The organism is Hymenobacter sp. HDW8 (assembly GCF_011305775.1).
In the GTDB taxonomy this organism is placed as follows: Bacteria; Bacteroidota; Bacteroidia; order Cytophagales; family Hymenobacteraceae; genus Hymenobacter; species Hymenobacter radiodurans.
Genome location: NZ_CP049907.1, coordinates 3,938,466 through 3,955,883, shown reverse-complemented (window position 1 = coordinate 3,955,883; position 17,418 = coordinate 3,938,466). Strand labels below are relative to the sequence as shown.

The window sequence follows — 17,418 nt, the reverse complement described above, 5'->3', positions numbered from 1 at the left end:
ACCGGCTAAGGCTTGGCTTCTATACCAGCCGGTGCTTGTATGTTTCGCAGTTCTTGCAGCGCTGCCCGGGTTTTTTCGAGGTTCTTGGCTTCTTTTTCCTCCTCATCCACGGGCAGCTTCGACATATCACCGAAGAAAGCCAAGATGTTTTGCCGCTGTGGGGACGAGATGCTCTCAAACTTCTTGTCGGCGAGTTTGCGCACCCACTCCCCGTACGTTTCATCGGCGAGAGCATACTCCCCTGCCTGCGTGGGTTTCCCCGTGTCGAAGTCGGCATTGGGTAGAGGCGGTGATTTGGCAGTTTGCTCCTGCTGAGCCAAGCTGCAATACTCTTTCATCACGACCCGAACGCTTTTCTTAAACAGTTCCTGGGCTTCGGGTGTCGGGAGTTTGAAAGCGAAGGGCTTTAAAGGTCCAATCTTGGGCAATACCCGCACCACTTTAGACAGCACCCGAGCCCCAAATCCGGGCTTCTGGTAGTCAGCCCCATACTGCCGGCGATACTCCCGCTCGCTTTGCCGGTACGTATAGTCGCGGCGGCGCGCTCCAGGGCTGAGCTTTCTGATTTCATCACGTTCAGCGTGCCACGCGGCCCGGGCAGCAATCGGAATTAGCTCGCGCACAGCAAACCGGTAGCTGCCAATGGCCAGGTCTACATTAGGCAGCACCTGACCTAATTCCAGTCCGTAAGTTTGAAGAAAAGCTCTTTCTAGCACCGGCTTACTCACCTGAAAGCCAATAAAGCTCTGATAAGCAGCGGAGCGGTAGCGGCCCGTCGCTAATTGCACTACATCGAAAGCAAACTCCAGCTGGGTGTGCTGTACGGGCGCTTCGTGGTAGGTAATGGCCGTCCCGAATTTAGCCTTAAGCTCGGGGTACACGGAGGCCATCGCTAAGTTGGTGCCTTGGGGATGGCCCTTGATATCGGCGACGTAATGCGCCAGCGCACCGAGTGCGAAGGCGTATTCATTGCGGTCGTGGGCCTGATCGAGAAGGTTTCGCACGAAGTCGCCGCTGCGCACGTAGTGGGTAAGATTAGTAAAGAGCTTAGAGCCAAATGGATAGAAGCCCATATCCTGAATAATTGCCCCCCCGTAGGCAAAAGACTTAGCCTCTATCCACTCCTCGCGGGTAGCGGTGCCAAATCGGCTTTTTATAAGCGGGACTAAGCACACGTCAAACGTTGAGTCTATATTGGCCTGATGGGTTAATACAGAGTAAGCAGAGGCTGATGGCACGCAAAATAACAGAGCCGCCAGAGCGGAGAAAAGCCATTTCAGCATAGTAGATGTGGAAAGCAAAAGGTGGGATGCTGAAAGTTGGATTTTTAGAATACTCAGTACGTGAAAGCTCGACCGGAGTTATGCTAGGTGGCAACAGACTTTATGTCTGGGTAACTAGTACGCGGTACTGCGGGGGGCTTTTTGCATCCCTTGAGCAAGAACATTACCACGAAGCTTACGAATCTGCATTAGCGCGACGGCACTCCGCAGCGGTTGGGCATCCCGGACGCATTTACGCAGCTATTCCATCGTGTCGGTAAAAGCGTCGGGTACACCAACGCTGCTCAGCAGGCCCTCAACCATTGCCATGCGCCACACCCAAAACACAGAATGAGTCAGGTCGCGGCCAATTCCAACTTTACCAGGCTCCAACGCTTGACCAGGGCGGCGCGGGTTATTACCGCGCACAATCAACCTATTGGTTAAAAAGGACTCTGCGCGAGTGAACATATTTTTTTTATCAGGGCCACGACTCCTTTTGATAAAGGACACCTTCAAATCAGAATAGCGCGTCCAGACGGTACCGCGGGCACCCCGCCGATCAAACTGGAAGTTGCACTGGATATGCTCGACCTGCCCCCGTTCGAAGCGAATGCGGGCGCTTGGCTCGCTTACTGGATTCAGAATAGCGAAAGGGGTCGGCCCAAACGAGCCCACCAAACTGTGGCGTCCCTGCGGATCGGCAAAATTGAATTTAAACACCCCTTGCATAAAGCACTTGTCCTCCAACCAGCCCGAAACACGCCCGATGGATGGGCTGGCGCTCCGGTACGTGGGGCTATTTGTGAATGGGCTGATACTGGCATGGAGGCGGGTGATGGAGAAATTAACGGGAATTGTGCTGCCTTTGGCAATTTCGGAGCTTTGGAAGCTTAAGTTGATGATTTTTGCTGTGCCCAAGTGTAGCCGAAAAGGTAACCGCCGAAGCTGCTCCGGCGACACTACCGACAAATCAGTTGGCTGTGGATAATTCTCATTACCGGTAATCTGTAGCCGCGGGTTGTGTAGCTCCAGCGCCTTAGCCACTAACTCCCCGTTGCGTGCCCAGGTGGCGCAATTCAGCCCTACCAGCCGCAGCTGTGTCAGGCGAGCCGTCAGGCGGGTTGCGGAGAGGCGTTTGCGGCGGGCAAATTCGGCGGGGCCCATAGTGGGCGTCAGGGTCAAGCCATCCGCCTGAGCCAAACCTGTGCGAGAATCTAGTTGAAACTTTTCACAGCGAGCCCGATAAAAAGGGGCATCCACTAGAGCCGTGGCTGGGCCAGTGCGTACTTTCCAGGCTACGGCATAAAAAATTCGCGTTGGGTCGTGGGCGCCCAACGAGTCTATTCGCATGTCGACAGCTTGCACACTAACGCCCCGAACGGTGGGTGACCCAGCCATTTTAGGCAGCCGAAATTGCCCCCCAGATAAGCCTACATAGCGCAACATGCAACGCTTCAGCCAAGGTGGCAGCTGCTGGTGCAGAGGGCGCACCTTGGTTTTTGGAGTCGGAGAGCCTGCCAGAAAGGTGGCCTCGGGAGACGTTAGAAGCAGAGAATCAGCCTGTAGCAACTGGCGGGTTAAGGGCAGAGCCTGAAGACCAGTGAGGCGCACTTGAGGTAGCGAGAGCGTAAGTCGTGCCGTGGTTGCAGGTTCTTTGCTCTGCTGTATAGCCTGCACGCGCACAGTATTTAGCTCCAGCAGCTGGCGGTCGGAGGAAAATCGTAGCGCCTTCACGCTTGCTATATGGTTCTTCGCCACTACGCGAGCATCGGCTAGCTGAAAAGAGGTGCGGCGGGCATAGCTCACGCGCTGTGAATCGGCGGCCCCAACCGGGCTGATGAGAATGTCATGTGCCTCTAAGTCGCCGCGGCCCAGGGTAAATACCGGCTGCTTATTGGGCGTATAATTGCCCCCCACGTTGACCAGAAACAGATGATTGAGGCGTATCCCTTTCACGTGCAGCGGCAGGCGCTCATACAGCGGTTTCGACGGCTTGGTAGTGCTGGGGGGCATTTTGCCTACTTCCAGACGTATGGCTTCTATCATCACTTTATTAATCGGCACTACGCCTCTGCGCAGCAAGCTCAGCAACCCTATGCCCTGCACGCGAACTGTGTTCACATCTGCGCGCACGGGCGGGAGTTGGCTGCTCGGCGTCGGACCGGAGCGCAACTGCACTCCCCGTGCTGTCAGGGAGCGGGCCCATAAGCTGGTGTGAAGCTCTCTTATTCGGAGGCTATAAAAGCCCCCCGACGCCTGACTTACCTGTTGCTCCAGGGCTTGGTGCAGCCAAGCATCAAGTCGGCCCAGGGCGACCGTTACAAGGCTGATAATCACGGCGGCTCCAAGCAGCCAAATCGGCCAGCGACGCTTCTTTTTCTCAGGTTGAACTTCAGTCAGGAGAGGCATAGAAACAGCGCTATCAGGAACATGATACCTGGATCGGGCCCCTACTAGCACACGCCTCCGTAGTGGCTGTTATTCAACTGAGGATGTTGGTGTTATCCTGTCTATAATTTAGAAAAAGAAGGTGAGTTGAGAAAGAAAAAAGTAAACGTGCCACTTCTTTCATTTTCTTACGTCTTTCGTACCAAAGCCTCACTGTCAACGTTAAGTGCCTATGCTACTAGTAAGAATACTTTTTGCCGGCATGCTATTGCTGTTTGCCGCGCCTAGCCAGGCGCAGCAGGTGGAAGTGGTGAAGTTTCCGGCCCTGCAAAAGCGCTTGAGCCAACCCAACGACACAACCTACGTGGTCAACTTCTGGGCAACGTGGTGTGGTCCCTGCGTTAAGGAGCTGCCTTATTTTGAGCAGGCCAACAAGACCTACGCCGGCCAGAAAGTAAAAGTGTTGCTGGTGAGCCTCGACTACGCTTCTCAACTAGACAAGAAAGTAAAGCCCTTTGTGCAGAAGCGCGGGCTTAAATCGGAAGTGCTCCTGCTCAACGAAACCGACCCTAATTCTTGGCTTGGAAAAGTAGATGACAAATGGTCGGGGGCTATTCCATTCACGCTGATGCTCAACAACAAAAAGCAGAAGCGCGTCGGCTTCGAGCAGGAGTTTACGCAAGCTGAGCTTACTACCCAACTCACCAAGTTTTTGCGCTAGCCAGGTGGTCAGGCGCGTATTTCTCACTCTTAACTTGTTTGCCTCCCGATGAAAAAGCTAACCTCCTTCTTCGTCCTTTGCTTCGGCCTCGTGCTGCTGAGCGCTTTTGTCCGGCCTTCCGGCGGCTACAAAGTAGGCGACACCGCCACCGACTTTAAGCTCAAAAATGTGGATGGCAAGCTTATGTCGCTGGCCGACAACAAGGCTGCAAAGGGCTTTATCGTGGTGTTTACCTGCAATACCTGCCCATACGCGCAGGCCTACGAAAGCCGGATTATTGATCTGCACAAGAAATTTGCCCCCCAAGGCTATCCCGTGGTAGCCATCAACCCCAATGACCCCGCCGTAGCACCCGGCGACTCATTCGATAAGATGCAGGCCCGCGCCGCCAGCAAGAAGTACCCTTTCCCTTATTTGCTGGATGAAACGCAAAAAGTGGCGCAGACCTACGGTGCTACCCGCACACCCCACCTCTATGTGCTCACCCGCCAGGGCAATGCCCTAAAAGTCGCCTACATCGGGGCCATCGATGATAACTCAGAAGAGCCTACTGCGGTGAAAACCAAGTACGTGGAGAATGCCATGACCGATATTATGGCGGGCAAACCCGCTGCTACCAACGCAACCAAAGCCATTGGTTGCACTATTAAGTGGAAGAAAGCCTAATAAAGCCCCCAGTGGTCTTTTATACCTTCTTCTTCATTTTAGTTTCTATACAAAAGCCCCGCTTGCCTATGCAGGAAGTGGGGCTTTTTTGTGCTTTAAGCCGAATAAGTGACGCTTGAGCATTTGTGTAGTCTGCTAAGATTGTTACGTCCGTACAGAAACTTTGCATAATTCTGTAGCAAGTTGCTACTACCGATCAGTTGTGATACAGCTACTTTATCCTTGAAATGTACTAAACTTGTGCTGTGGTAAGTTCGACTCAGCCAGAGGTCAAGTCATTGTACTACTATCATTGCCTAGACAGTATCGGCAGTATAACTTGTCCCTTCAGGACATAAAGCTTTGGTTTTTGAATGCTGTTCTGAGTCAGAAAAGTCAGCTTCGGGTTACTTCTTTTCTCCACTATAATCGCCATTTATTACCCGCCTCTATGATTAGATCTTTTCTTGTGCTGCTTTTAGCGACGCTGTTGGTGGGATGCGTTAATACACGTAAAGCAACTTACTTCAATAACCTAAAGGAAAACAGTGAGTTTCAAGAGCTCAGTGCTCCGGAACACATCATTCAAGCGAATGATATTTTAGCCATTACAGTCAGCAGCCAAAACCCGGAAGCTGCCCGCATATTCAATGGTCCAGGCCGTCCGGAAGTTCGTAGCACTACGCCCGCCGGCACACAGCTGGAGCTTGCGGGCTACCTTGTCAATAAGGCAGGACTGATCCGCTTTTTGATGCTCGGCGACGTCCAGGCACAGGGCTTAACTACTGATCAGTTGCAGGCCTCCCTCCGGAATGCCATTGTGAATCGTAAGCTGCTAGTAGATCCTGTAGTGGAAGTACGAGTGCTAAACTATAAAGTAACCGTGTTGGGGGAAGTTGCTAATCCAACAGTGATTAGTGTACAGAACGAAAAGATCTCCTTGCTGGAAGCACTGGGCCTAGCAGGTGATATTACGTTATACGGTAGGCGTAACAATGTTTTGGTGATTCGCGAAGTCAGTGGTAAGAGAGTGACACACCGGGTTGATTTGAACTCTTCGGAGCTCTTTACCTCGCCTTATTATTATCTTCAATCCAATGATATCGTATACGTTGAGCCTAATAAAGCCCGCTTAGCTAGTGTCAGCCGCCTAAATCAATACTTGCCAGCTATTGTCAGCAGCTTCTCGGTTTTGGTACTAGTCATTAACATCTTATCAAACTAGCAGGGTCTCTATGAAACCTGAACGAAGGTCACCAGTACGTTCCGATGTTAGTTTGATAGGGTTATTAGCCTCACGCTATATTCCTTATTGGCCCCTATATGCGTTGCTGTGTGCCAGCTTATTTGCTCTCGCCTTTATTGCCACCAAATACATCGTACCGGTATACAGAATCAATGCTACTTTAGTTATCAATGACAAAGCCAAAGGAGTAGAAGAATCCGAAACGCTGCGTTCCCTTAATGTCTACGCTGCCAACAAGACGGTAGAGAATGAAGTGCAGGTGTTAAAGTCTCGCACACTGATAAATACGGTGGTGCATAACTTACGTCTTTACGCTCCCACATTCGAAGTCGGTCGCCTAAAAGCTGCTTCTGCTTACCTCAGCTCTCCAGTACGGTTGGAAGTCCAAAACCCGGCTTCATTGAAGCCTCAAAAACAAGTCTTATTCACCTACGATTCTAAAGCAGAACAGGTAAGGATAAACGGACAAGCGTATTCTCTTCAGCAATGGGAAAAGACCCCCTACGGGGTGTTAAGGTTTAGCAAAAACCCAGCTCAGAAGAGGTCTACAGACCGCCCACTATACTTCTCGCTGCTTGACCCGAAAGAGGTCACAGATGACATGATTACCAACTTGGAGGTAAGTGCAAGTAGCAAACTCTCCAGTGTCGTGGCCGTCCAATATACCGATGCCGTACCGGAGCGAGGAGAAGCTATAGTTAACTCATTACTTGAAGTTTATAACAGGGCTTCCGCAGTCAACAACAATCAGTTAGCCTCTAACACGCTGACTTTCATTACGGACCGCGTGCGGCTCGTGGAGCGAGAACTAGATTCGATTCAGAATCAAATTCAAAAATTTAAGTCTTCGCAAAACGTCGTTGACTTAAGTCAGCAAGGACAGCTATATCTGCAGAATGTAGCCGAGAATGACCGGGAGATTGCTGAAATAAATACCCAGTTGGCCGTGCTGGACAAAGTGGAAGACTATATGCGGGCGGGCGGAAGCAGAACCGGCATTGTGCCCACAACACTAGGTATAAGCGACCCAGTCTTGGCTGACCTCTTGCAAAAGGTTAATGAGCTTGAGTTGCGACAAGCTAACTTAAGCACCTCGTCTGGGGCAAACCATCCATTAACCAGAGCAGTCGAGAGTGAAATACAGGAGATAAAGCCGGGAATTAGCAATATTGTGCGCAGCCAGCGCAACAGGTTGCTGGCTAGCCGCGGCACTCTTGCGGGCAGCTCTGGTCAGTACAACTCGGTGCTGCGCACACTGCCCAGCAAGGAGCGAGAGCTGCTTGAAATCAGCCGCCAGCAAGCTATCAAGAGTGATGTTTATGCCTTTCTGCTGAAGCGCAAGGAAGAGGCCGAACTTAGCTCTGCGTCCAACTTAGCGGATAATCGTGTTGTAGACCGCGCCGAAGCTAGTGTGAAACCCGTGGCCTCCAAAAGGATATTGGTATTACTTGGAGCTCTCCTAGCAGGCTTCGCGTTGAGCACAGCCTATGTTTTTATTAAAGAAGAAGCGGGGGGCAAAGTTATGTTTCGCTCAACCCTAGAGAAGGCTACCACGCTGCCCGTAGTAGGGGAAATTAGTAGTAGCTGCCGTTTCTGGCTCCGGCGGGCGGTACCTCCGGCTGTAATCGCCCGACAGTTTGAGCAACTCCAGGCTGCACTAGGGTTTTACGACAGCACCCGCAAGCAGCAGAGCATCCTGGTTACCTCTCACCTATCAAATGAGGGAAAGACCTTTGTCAGTACGCAGTTAGCGGAAAGTCTGGCAGTGGCTGGCTATAAAACTATTCTTCTGGATTTAAACCTACATGCCCCGGAAACCACGCACGTCTACGGGCTAACCAGTAAGCAAGGAGCAGATGATTTTCTTCGTGGCACAGCCCAGCTTTCGCAAATAATTCATGCGACTTCTACGCCAGGGCTAGATGTACTGGGGGCGGGCTCGAGTCAGGCGGCTGCTTCCTTGTACCTAAGTCCAGCTATGGAGCAACTCTTTGATCATCTACGGGCAACCTATGAGTACATCGTCATTGATACGCCCCCGATAGAACTTGCCATCGACGCCTATATCTTAAGCCGTTGGAGCGATGTAAGTATGCTGATAGTCCGTCAGGGTTTTACGCCCTTAGCTATCGTGCAGCACTTAGATGAAAATAATAAGCTGCTGGCTATGCCCAATCTATCTATTGTATTTAATGCAGTTAAGCCCCGGGGGTTCTTGACCAGCTATACGGGCTACGGATACGGGTATGGGTATCAAAAAGTGTATAAGGGCAGTGCTCTCTCTACCAAACTCAACCTGACTACCACACGCCGGGAGTATGGAGTGCCTATCACGTGAGTGCACCTAATTGGGTTCTTCTACAAACCTTGTAGTTATATTCTGCTACATTATATTGTATTTTCTCCATAACCATTTGTATGTTGCTGCATGAAAATAGCAATAGTTGGACCGAGCATTACCCGAACCAAGGGTGGTATGGCTACAGTAATCCGGGACATGCTTGCTAATACAGCATCTGGAGTTGAGTTCATTCATTTTGTATCTCATGGAGAGGGAAGTGCAAGCGAAAAGATAAGCAGTGCATCCCGAGCTTTTTTGAAGCTACTGCAGGAGTCTGACATTGATGTTGTGCACATCCATGTAGCTTCCGATGCAAGCTTTTACCGCAAAAGTCTTTTCGTATTGCAATGTCGCGTGCGTCGCATACCAGTAGTCATGCATGTACATGGTGCAGACTTTGATACCTTTTATAATCAGTCAGGGGCTCTGCAAAAGGCATATATCCGAAAGATATTCTCTCAGTGCAGCAAGATCTTGGTGCTATCGAGCTTTTGGCAGACCTTTTTTCGCCAGAACATCACCCCCGACAATGTAGAGGTGCTCCATAATGGTGTGTATCCGGCGGCTTTCGCTTCCTGCTTCACTACGCCAGACAACCTGAACCGCTTTCTGTTTCTTGGCCGCTTAGGGCAACGCAAAGGGGTATACGATTTACTGAAAGCGGTTGAAGATCTTAAAAACAAACACCCACAAACCAATCTGCGCTTTTACCTTGCCGGGGATGGGGAAATCGAACAGGTGCAGCAACTGATAGAAGCCAAAGGCCTTATAGAGCAAGTGAAGGTGCTGGGCTGGATGGGCGACGAGGAAAAGCGCCACTGGCTACAGCAAGCCGACACGATGGTTTTGCCTTCCTATAATGAGGGATTGCCAATGTCCATTCTGGAAGCCATGGCGGGGGGCAAAATTATTATCAGCAGCCGCGTGGGGGGCATTCCTGACCTAGTAACGGAAGGAGTCAACGGTTTCCTGATAACACCAGGCGATGTAGAGAGTCTTAGTAAGCATATCACCTATGTCGCTACTCACCCCGCCGAAATGCTTCAAATGGCGCGCAGTAATCAGCAGAAAATTGAGGCAGATTATAACCTCGAGAAACTTAATGCTTGGCTAGTAGCCATGTACCACGACATTTCGCAGGTACCTACCCCTTAATGGACGGGCTTACTGGCTCATCGCCATTTGTGGCTAAACAGATTATTATTCTTCCGCCTAGTATTTCTCTTTAGCGCCTATTAACAACTCTACGGCGGCTGGTATCAAACTGCCGTATTAACCGGCTTAATTTCTCAAATGGCGGCATTGGTAAAAGAGAACAGCAGCCTGTTCAAGAATTTCTTATCGTTGAGCCTGCTGCAGGCTGCCAACAACGTGCTGCCCATTATCTCGATTCCTATTATCGTGCGCATCATTGGCCCCGACAAGTTTGGGGTAATCAATTTTGCCAGCGTGGTTATGTCCTTTTTCATTCTGCTGACGAACTATGGCTTTGATCTGACCGCTACTCGTGCCATTGCCATGAACCGCAACAGTGTCCAGACCCGCAGCAATGTCTTCAATGAGGTGCTGTACGCCAAGCTGCTGCTGTTTGGAGTGTCGCTACTGATTTTTTTGGTGCTGCTCAATACGATCCCCCAGCTGCGGGAGGAAAAGCTGGTCGCTATTTATTCCTTCATTCTTGTATTCTCCTTTGTGCTTACCCCTAGCTGGCTTTACCAAGGCATGCAGGAGTTGTACAACATTGCCATTTTCAACTTTATCACCAAGCTCTTATTCACGGTTTGCGTGCTGATCGTTATACGTGAGAAGCAAGACTACATCTGGCAGCCCTTTCTTATCGGAGTAGCGCACATTATTGTGGGTGTTGTTGCATTCATCTGGGCCATCCGCAAATACGATATAAGCCTTTTTTACGTCCCCCTTAAAAAGGTACTGCGCCATATCTGGAATGAGCGGGTCATCTTCTTTTCCTTTATCTCTATCAACGTGTACTCGTATGCTCCTACCCTTATTCTGGGATTGGTGCAAAGTAGTGAGGCAGTAGCCTTCTTTTCCGCTGCCTGGCGTCTGGTCGTCATTATGCACACCACCGTAACCATCCCCCTTGGTATGGCCTTGTTTCCCTACATCGGGGAGAACTTTGGTATCAGCCGCGAGAAAGGTATTGAGCGGATCCAAATGACGGCCCCATTTATCGTGTATCTCACAGTGCTGATGGGCGCCGGAGTATGGCTGCTGGCGCCATTCATTATCACGATTTTCTATGGCAATGCCTTCCACCCTTCCATTACCGTGCTACGCATTTTGTGCTTTATTCCTGTGCTAATGGGCATGAGTAATTTGATGGGCGTGCAAACCATGGTAAACCTAAAAATGGATAAGCCCTACACCAAAATAATTGCCTTGGGGGGCATTATTGGCCTAGCGCTCAATTTATTGCTGACCTCTCAATTTAGTTACCTGGGTGCTGCTTGGGCCTGGCTGCTCACTGAGCTATCCATTGCTCTGATTATGTGGATCTATCTGCGCAAAAAGGGAATACAGGTGCTCAACAGCAGCTATTTCCGCTATACTTATGTATCGGAAGCAGTAGTGCCCATGGTGCACAGCCTGCAGCAGAAATTCGGTCGCAAACCAAGTAACTAGTTATCTCACCAGTGAGCTATGGACGCCGAAAAGGAAATATCGATCTTGCCTTTGGTGCTGGTTCTCTTCCTTTTCTTGGGCGCCAATGTGCTCGACGTACTACACTACCCCCAGTCCGACCCAACTAGCGGCGCACTATTTCGCCTGCATCCCGCCACTTACCTACTGTTTGGGCTGTGGGGAATTCAAAGTGTGAAATACAATACGCTCTTCAACCCGCGTAGCGCAGCAGTGCGTGCTTTTGGTTTGGTGGTGCTTTTAGTATTTGTGTACTCTATCACGCTAGGAAAGTCGAAAGCCAACTTCTTCATCCTAGACACTCTGTTTGCCCCGGTCCTGCTTGTATTGCTGCTGCAGGATGCAACAGACGAATTGAAAGACAGAATTCTCTATTGGCTCAAAGTGTTTTTTGTTGCCAACTGTGGGCTAGCCATCCTGGAGCGGGCCTTGAGCACCATCATTCTCCGCCCCACCGAGGAGGCCGTTTTTGAGTCATTTAGGTCGTATGGCCTATTGGGGCACCCGCTCAATAATGGCTTAGCAATGGCCTTCCTGACCTTGTTTTTTGTCATTATTTCGGATACTACCATTACGAAGTTCTTTTACCTCGGCCTTGGTCTGTTGGCCATTTTCGCATTTGGCGCCCGCACAGCGCTGGGGGGCATTTTGCTAGGCTTTCCATTTCTGCTCTACTTCGATTTGCGAAATTACGATCAGGACGAAGCGGCGGGGCGGTTCTTCACTTACTTGCTGCTCTTTTTTGTGATGTTGAGCTTGTGCGCCTTTGTATTAGTCAGCACACCCTTTGGGGAACGAATCTTCGCCAGTGCCAGCTTCGACGACGATAGCGCCGATGTCCGCTCCCGAGTATTTGATATGTTTCGTCATTTCACCCTCAGCGACCTCAGTTGGGGCATTGGCGAGGATCAGATAATGACAGCAATGTATCTGGAGAAAGTCGACATCATTGAAAACTTCTGGATTATCTGGGTTTTCAAGTATGGCTTCATTCTGACAGCTGTACTGGGTTTTTCCTTTGTGTGCTTTTTGTACAGCTTGTTTCATAACCTAGCTGTTCCCATCCGACTCGTTTTGCTGGGGGTGATTCTGTTGATAGCGTCGGGTAATAACTCAATGGCAACTAACACTACTACCATTTCCATCATCACCTTAGCTTCACTAGTAGGCTTTCACGCCTATTCCCTCCCACCCGAAGAACAGTCGGTACATGAAGAAGATATCTATCGTTATTCCGGTGTATAACCGGAAAGCCGATCTGCCCCGCTGCCTGGGCAGCATTCAGGCGCTTACGGCTGATTACGAAGTAATTGTAGTTGACGACGGCTCCACCGACGGCTCCTATGAGTTGCTTCAGACCATGGATATCAAGCAGATGAAGCTGTTTAAAAACCCCGCTAATAAGGGAGTAAACTACACTCGCAACCGAGGTATTGAGCAGGCTAGCGGTGATTATATCCTTTTTTTGGACAGCGACGACATGCTCCTTCCTCATGCGCTAGATACGGTTTCCAAGTATGTAGATGCGAATCCGCATGTCCAACACTTCCTTTTCCTAATTACTGGCAAACAAGAAGTAAAGGCTACCACCCCTTACACTATCAGTTACAGGGATTGGCTAACTGAAAGCGTATACGGAGATTTCACGCACGTAATCTTGCGCGACATAATGCTTCGGTTCCCGTTTTTTGAGCAGTTCCGCGCCTATGAAAACTTAAACTGGATGCGGGTCAAAAAAGTCACCGAGCCGCAACTGGTAATCCCGGAGATAGTGACTTGGGGTGACATGACCCGCACAGACAACCTTACCAAAACGCTAAACCTGCGAAGCACGGAGGCCATTACAAGTAAGTTTTACTACCTAAAAAAATACTTCGAGTTGTATGGTGCCGACCTCTATGCTATGGCCCCAGCACTCTACCAATCTAAGTTTCGCCACGCGGTGCTATTAGGCATCGCCGCTGCCAAAAAGGATGATGCGCGGGCTATGGTTGAATCCTCGTATGGCCAGATTAAGAGTTTGTACAAAGCACTGATTTTCCTCACCCCGTCGGCAGCTTTACGGACCTTAATAACCCTTAAATAGCTCGATTAAAAGCAGACTTTATGAAAATTGTACACTGCTTTTTTACGCTGGAGATGGGTGGCGCTCAGGTTCTGGCCGTCGACTTGCTCAATAAGATGTGCTCGCAGCATGACATGGCCCTCATTGTTGTGAATAATATTCACAGCCAGGCGCTTTTGGATAAGCTTGACAAGCGCGTGGCCGTCTATAAGATAAACCGCAAGGAAGGCAGCCGGAATCCATGGCCGCTGCTAAAATTCAACTTGTTGCTACGCCGCCTCAATCCCGATATCATTCATTGCCATGAGCCGGATATTGGCAAAATCATTAAAGCGGGGGTTGGCAAACTACTCTATACCATTCACGATGTAGCCATTCCCACGACTTATTATCATTACTATTCTACTTTGGTAGCCATCTCTGATGCTGTACAGCAGGAATTAGCCCAGCGCTTCGATAGGCCCATTAAGAAGGTTTATAATGCAATCGACGTCTCCGCCTTTAAGAAACGGACGGATTATTCAGGCGCGGGCAAAAAAATCAAGCTTGTGCAAATTAGCCGGCTCATGCACGAAAAGAAAGGCCACGACGTATTATTGCATGCCTTAAGCCAGCTTAAAAAGGACAGTGTCTCGAGTAATTTTTCTCTCGATATAGTGGGTAGTGGTGATTCCCTATCTTTCCTACAAAATCTGGTTTCTACTCTAAATTTAACGAGCGAGGTATCCTTCTTAGGCGAACGAAACCGGGACTGGTTGTATCAAAATCTTGCTCAGTATCATCTGCTCGTGCAGCCCTCCCGGTACGAAGGTTTTGGCCTGACCATTTTAGAAGGATTTGCAGCCGGCCTCCCAGTTCTGGCTTCGGATATTGAGGGGCCAGCAGAAATTATTAGTCGTACTCCGCGCGGCTATTTATTTAAGAAGGGCGATAGTCAGGATTGTGCCCATGTCTTACAAAGCATTCTGGACGACTACGAAAGCGGCCGCATTGCGCTCTTGATGCAAAACTCTAAGCCTGTTACCGAACAGGAATACTCAATTAGCGCATGTGTGGGGGGCTATTTACAAGAGTATCAAGCCTTACTCACGTAGTTAATTCGCTCGTCGAATATGTTTTTAATTTTAATTACCCAAGGTAAATATTTTCAGATTACAATTTTATAGTTATAGCTACCCTTGTAGAAAATTCTTGGCTGTAAGAATTCCTTATTATAAGATTATACTATCTAAAGCCAGGTAAATCTTTATTAACAGTTATAACACTATCGATTAAATCAATTAACAACTTCCCATTTTTTTATAACATAATCCTTGGACCCTGCATCAGATACGATTTTGGCCGGGTTTCCAGCATATACTTTATGCTCAATACAATCGTTTAGCACGACTGAATTAGCTCCAATAGCAACATCATCCGCAACTTTAATTTTTCCCACTATTACCGCTCCGGGTGCTATAAAAACATTGTCCCCTATTTCTGGACAGCCTTCTTTACCCGGACTCGCACTATAGCCAATAGTTACGCACTGAGAGATATTACAGTTATTACCAATAACAGCGCTTGAATGTATAATTAGGCTGCCAAAATGACCAATGTAAAATCCATATCCAATAGAGGTCGATGCTGGTATATCAAACCCGTACTTATAGCTATAGTGCCGCAGAATAAGTCTAAAAAAAGGGTAAAATATGTATAGTTTTCTTCTTTTTATGCCTTGGCATATTCGAAAGAAAAACATGTATTTAAACCCTGGCGTAATGAAGAAGTGAAATACAAACTCCTTTATAGTTACTTTCCCTGAGTACCTTATTAGATCTGATTTAATAAAGTTAATTGTCATATTTTACTATAAATACGGCCAAAGCCTTCGACTGGATTGCTATATATAAAGGAATATTAATATGATATAACTACACTAGATTATACATAAAAGGAGTTTAGGCTGGCGTCTCATCCAACACATGCTGCAATGATTTTGCTGATTCTAGCAACGAGTTCACCTGCTTTATTTCGTCACTATTATTAGTGCTTTGCATCGAGCCAATGGTTTGAATCATGGTCTGCAAAATAGGCTGAGCGGCGGTTACCTGTCTCTGCTTTTTTTCCAGCTCTAGTTTCGTGCGCCGTAACTGGAAATGGGTATTTACTAATTTAGCTAGTGCCTTAAGCGATTCCAACTTATGTTCTGATAACTCGCGTGGCCTGCTATCAATGACACACAGCGAGCCCAAGGCACGCCCTTCTGCGTCTTTAACCGGCACCCCAGCGTAAAAAATTAACTGTGGATCACCCAATGTAAATGGATTATCAGCAAAGCGTTCATCATAACGCGCATCAGGTACTATCAGCGCTTCATTGGGATTCAAAATAGTATGAGCACAAAAGGAATTATCCCGTGAGCCAGTGAGGTATTCTCTAACGGGTATACCCACACTCCCTTCTTCCTGCTCGTGAGCTGATTTTGGCCATTGGTGGTTATCGGCAATTAGGTTGATTGCGGCTATAGGAGTTCCACATATTTCGGCAGCAAGGCGCGTAATGTCATCATATACCTCTTCAGGTAGCGTATCTAATAGATTATGATCTGCCAGTGATTTTAAACGTTCAGATTCATTTGAAGGCAAAGGAGCAACTAGCATAAATTTTTAGGTTTAGTTATAAGTGTTTAGAACGCGTTTTCTTCCCCTTTGAAGACATTATATACTGTCAGGAAAATTATTTTCAGATCCAGTAATAAACTCCAATTTTCTAAATACCATAAATCATACTCTACTCTCTTTTGAATGTGTTTCAATTGAGATATTTCACCACGGTAGCCGTTTACTTGGGCCCATCCAGTGATACCAGGCTTCAAGAATTGGCGTATCATGTATTGATCCTCCTGCGACTGAAAAAGCTTAGTGTGCTTTAGCATATGCGGCCGAGGTCCCACAATACTCATCTGACCAAATAGCACATTTAAGAACTGCGGGAACTCATCGAGACTTGTTTTGCGCATAATACGGCCAATTTTGGTTACACGGGCATCATTACGGGTAGCCTGAGTACTATTCGCCTCTTTATTGACCGTCATGCTGCGAAACTTATAACAGCGAAACGGTTTATTGTTTTTGCCACTACGCAGCTGCACAAAAAAAATGGGCCCGGGCGACTGCAGATAGATGATAATACCTAGCAAAGGAATCAGCCAACTGAGAATAAAAACGGTAACTCCAAGACTTACTATTAAATCAAAGGCCCGTTTCTTAAAGTTATTCATCACTTCCTGCAGTGGTTCTTTCCGCACCGACAAAACCGGCATATCATATAAGTAATCTACATGCACTGGCCGGTCGATGAAAAATGTAAAATCAGGTACCAAACGAAACCGAAGCAAGTTCTGATCAGCCTGCCGCATTATATTGTATACACTACTATTATTCTCCGGCATAATAGTAGAATATATTTCCGTAGCACGTTGTTTATTGGCTATTTTCAATGAATTGCTAATTCCCGAAAATACTGGGTAAGTAGATAGCTCGGTTATTTTTTTGGCTTCATCTACAAAGCCTACAATGCGGACATTCAGTTCTTCGCTCTCTAAGTATGCGGCTAATCTTTTAGCTAACTTATTATGTCCTAAGATGATGATTCGGCGATTCAGTTCCGACTTTTCACGTGCCCATATTTGAACAGCAAAGAAAATCAGTCGATTGAATAAAAGCCCCCCAGCAAACCATAAAAGCGTTGCATAAACAAATACACGCGCTAAAGGAAAAAAATCGCGCAGAAAAAATGAAAATACTAAAACCAAAAACGACCATACAAAATAAATATGGAATGTTGTTTTAGTGAAGCGTCTAAAAGTTGATATTTTACGGTAAGCATATATCTCACCTATCCATGTTGTAGCAATCCAGAACACATTTAATACAAACCAGTAAAAGGTATTACCAGACATAAAGTTAGTATTAGCCGGCTCAGTAATATACTGTTGCGTAAATAGATAAATAACATTCAGGATAAATAAGTCGAGGACTAAAAAAAATATTTGCAGAAACTGTAGAAAACGTCTGTCCATGACTATTTCGCGCTTAGGCT

Annotated in this window: 14 protein-coding genes; 9 read left to right on the top strand and 5 right to left on the bottom strand. The window is 48.0% G+C overall.

Annotation, left to right across the window (positions count from 1 at the left end; all coding sequences use genetic code 11):
* Positions 1 to 5: 5 nt before the first annotated feature.
* Together G7064_RS16935 and G7064_RS16930 are read right to left on the bottom strand one after the other, a co-directional pair.
* Positions 6 to 1,283 (bottom strand): zinc dependent phospholipase C family protein, encoded by a 1,278-nt coding sequence (locus G7064_RS16935; protein WP_166074507.1) that lies wholly within the window; start codon positions 1,281 to 1,283, stop codon positions 6 to 8.
* A 240-nt stretch (positions 1,284 to 1,523) separates the two neighbouring features.
* Complete coding sequence (locus G7064_RS16930; protein WP_166074506.1) at positions 1,524 to 3,674, bottom strand: hypothetical protein; 2,151 nt, start codon at positions 3,672 to 3,674, stop codon at positions 1,524 to 1,526.
* Between the two features lie 241 nt (positions 3,675 to 3,915).
* Between G7064_RS16930 and G7064_RS16925 the strand changes: the two genes are divergently transcribed.
* From G7064_RS16925 to G7064_RS16885, 9 genes are all read left to right on the top strand, one after another.
* On the top strand, positions 3,916 to 4,374 hold the full coding sequence (locus G7064_RS16925; RefSeq protein ID WP_240731454.1) for a TlpA disulfide reductase family protein: 459 nt from the start codon (positions 3,916 to 3,918) through the stop codon (positions 4,372 to 4,374).
* A gap of 48 nt (positions 4,375 to 4,422) precedes the next feature.
* Positions 4,423 to 5,040: a thioredoxin family protein gene (locus G7064_RS16920; protein ID WP_166074505.1), complete on the top strand. Its 618-nt coding sequence runs from the start codon at positions 4,423 to 4,425 to the stop codon at positions 5,038 to 5,040.
* 430 nt (positions 5,041 to 5,470) lie between these two features.
* On the top strand, positions 5,471 to 6,244 hold the full coding sequence (locus tag G7064_RS16915) for a polysaccharide biosynthesis/export family protein (protein WP_166074504.1): 774 nt from the start codon (positions 5,471 to 5,473) through the stop codon (positions 6,242 to 6,244).
* Between the two features lie 10 nt (positions 6,245 to 6,254).
* Positions 6,255 to 8,603 (top strand): GumC family protein, encoded by a 2,349-nt coding sequence (locus tag G7064_RS16910; RefSeq protein WP_166074503.1) that lies wholly within the window; start codon positions 6,255 to 6,257, stop codon positions 8,601 to 8,603.
* Positions 8,604 to 8,741: 138 nt separating this feature from the next.
* A complete protein-coding gene (locus G7064_RS16905; RefSeq protein ID WP_166074501.1) occupies positions 8,742 to 9,761 on the top strand; it encodes a glycosyltransferase family 4 protein in 1,020 nt (339 codons plus the stop codon).
* A 138-nt stretch (positions 9,762 to 9,899) separates the two neighbouring features.
* A complete protein-coding gene (locus tag G7064_RS16900; protein ID WP_166074500.1) occupies positions 9,900 to 11,252 on the top strand; it encodes a flippase in 1,353 nt (450 codons plus the stop codon).
* Positions 11,253 to 11,270: 18 nt separating this feature from the next.
* Positions 11,271 to 12,515, top strand: coding sequence for a VpsF family polysaccharide biosynthesis protein (locus G7064_RS16895; protein ID WP_166074499.1), 1,245 nt, complete (start codon positions 11,271 to 11,273; stop codon positions 12,513 to 12,515).
* Positions 12,481 to 13,356 carry a glycosyltransferase family 2 protein gene (locus G7064_RS16890; RefSeq protein ID WP_166074498.1) on the top strand — a complete coding sequence of 292 codons (876 nt, stop codon included), beginning with the start codon at positions 12,481 to 12,483 and terminating at the stop codon, positions 13,354 to 13,356. The genes G7064_RS16895 and G7064_RS16890 overlap by 35 nt, the downstream gene beginning before the upstream one ends.
* A gap of 20 nt (positions 13,357 to 13,376) precedes the next feature.
* On the top strand, positions 13,377 to 14,429 hold the full coding sequence (locus tag G7064_RS16885; protein WP_166074496.1) for a glycosyltransferase family 4 protein: 1,053 nt from the start codon (positions 13,377 to 13,379) through the stop codon (positions 14,427 to 14,429).
* 182 nt (positions 14,430 to 14,611) lie between these two features.
* On the opposite strand, the gene G7064_RS16880 is transcribed toward G7064_RS16885, so the two are convergent.
* The 3 genes from G7064_RS16880 to G7064_RS16870 form a co-directional block, all read right to left on the bottom strand.
* Positions 14,612 to 15,178, bottom strand: a complete 567-nt coding sequence (locus G7064_RS16880; protein WP_166074495.1) for a serine O-acetyltransferase — start codon at positions 15,176 to 15,178, stop codon at positions 14,612 to 14,614.
* Between the two features lie 97 nt (positions 15,179 to 15,275).
* Entirely contained in the window at positions 15,276 to 15,977 is a 702-nt protein-coding gene (locus G7064_RS16875; RefSeq protein ID WP_166074494.1) for a GAF domain-containing protein, read from the bottom strand.
* Between the two features lie 26 nt (positions 15,978 to 16,003).
* Positions 16,004 to 17,398 (bottom strand): undecaprenyl-phosphate glucose phosphotransferase, encoded by a 1,395-nt coding sequence (locus G7064_RS16870; RefSeq protein ID WP_166074493.1) that lies wholly within the window; start codon positions 17,396 to 17,398, stop codon positions 16,004 to 16,006.
* Positions 17,399 to 17,418: the final 20 nt, after the last annotated feature.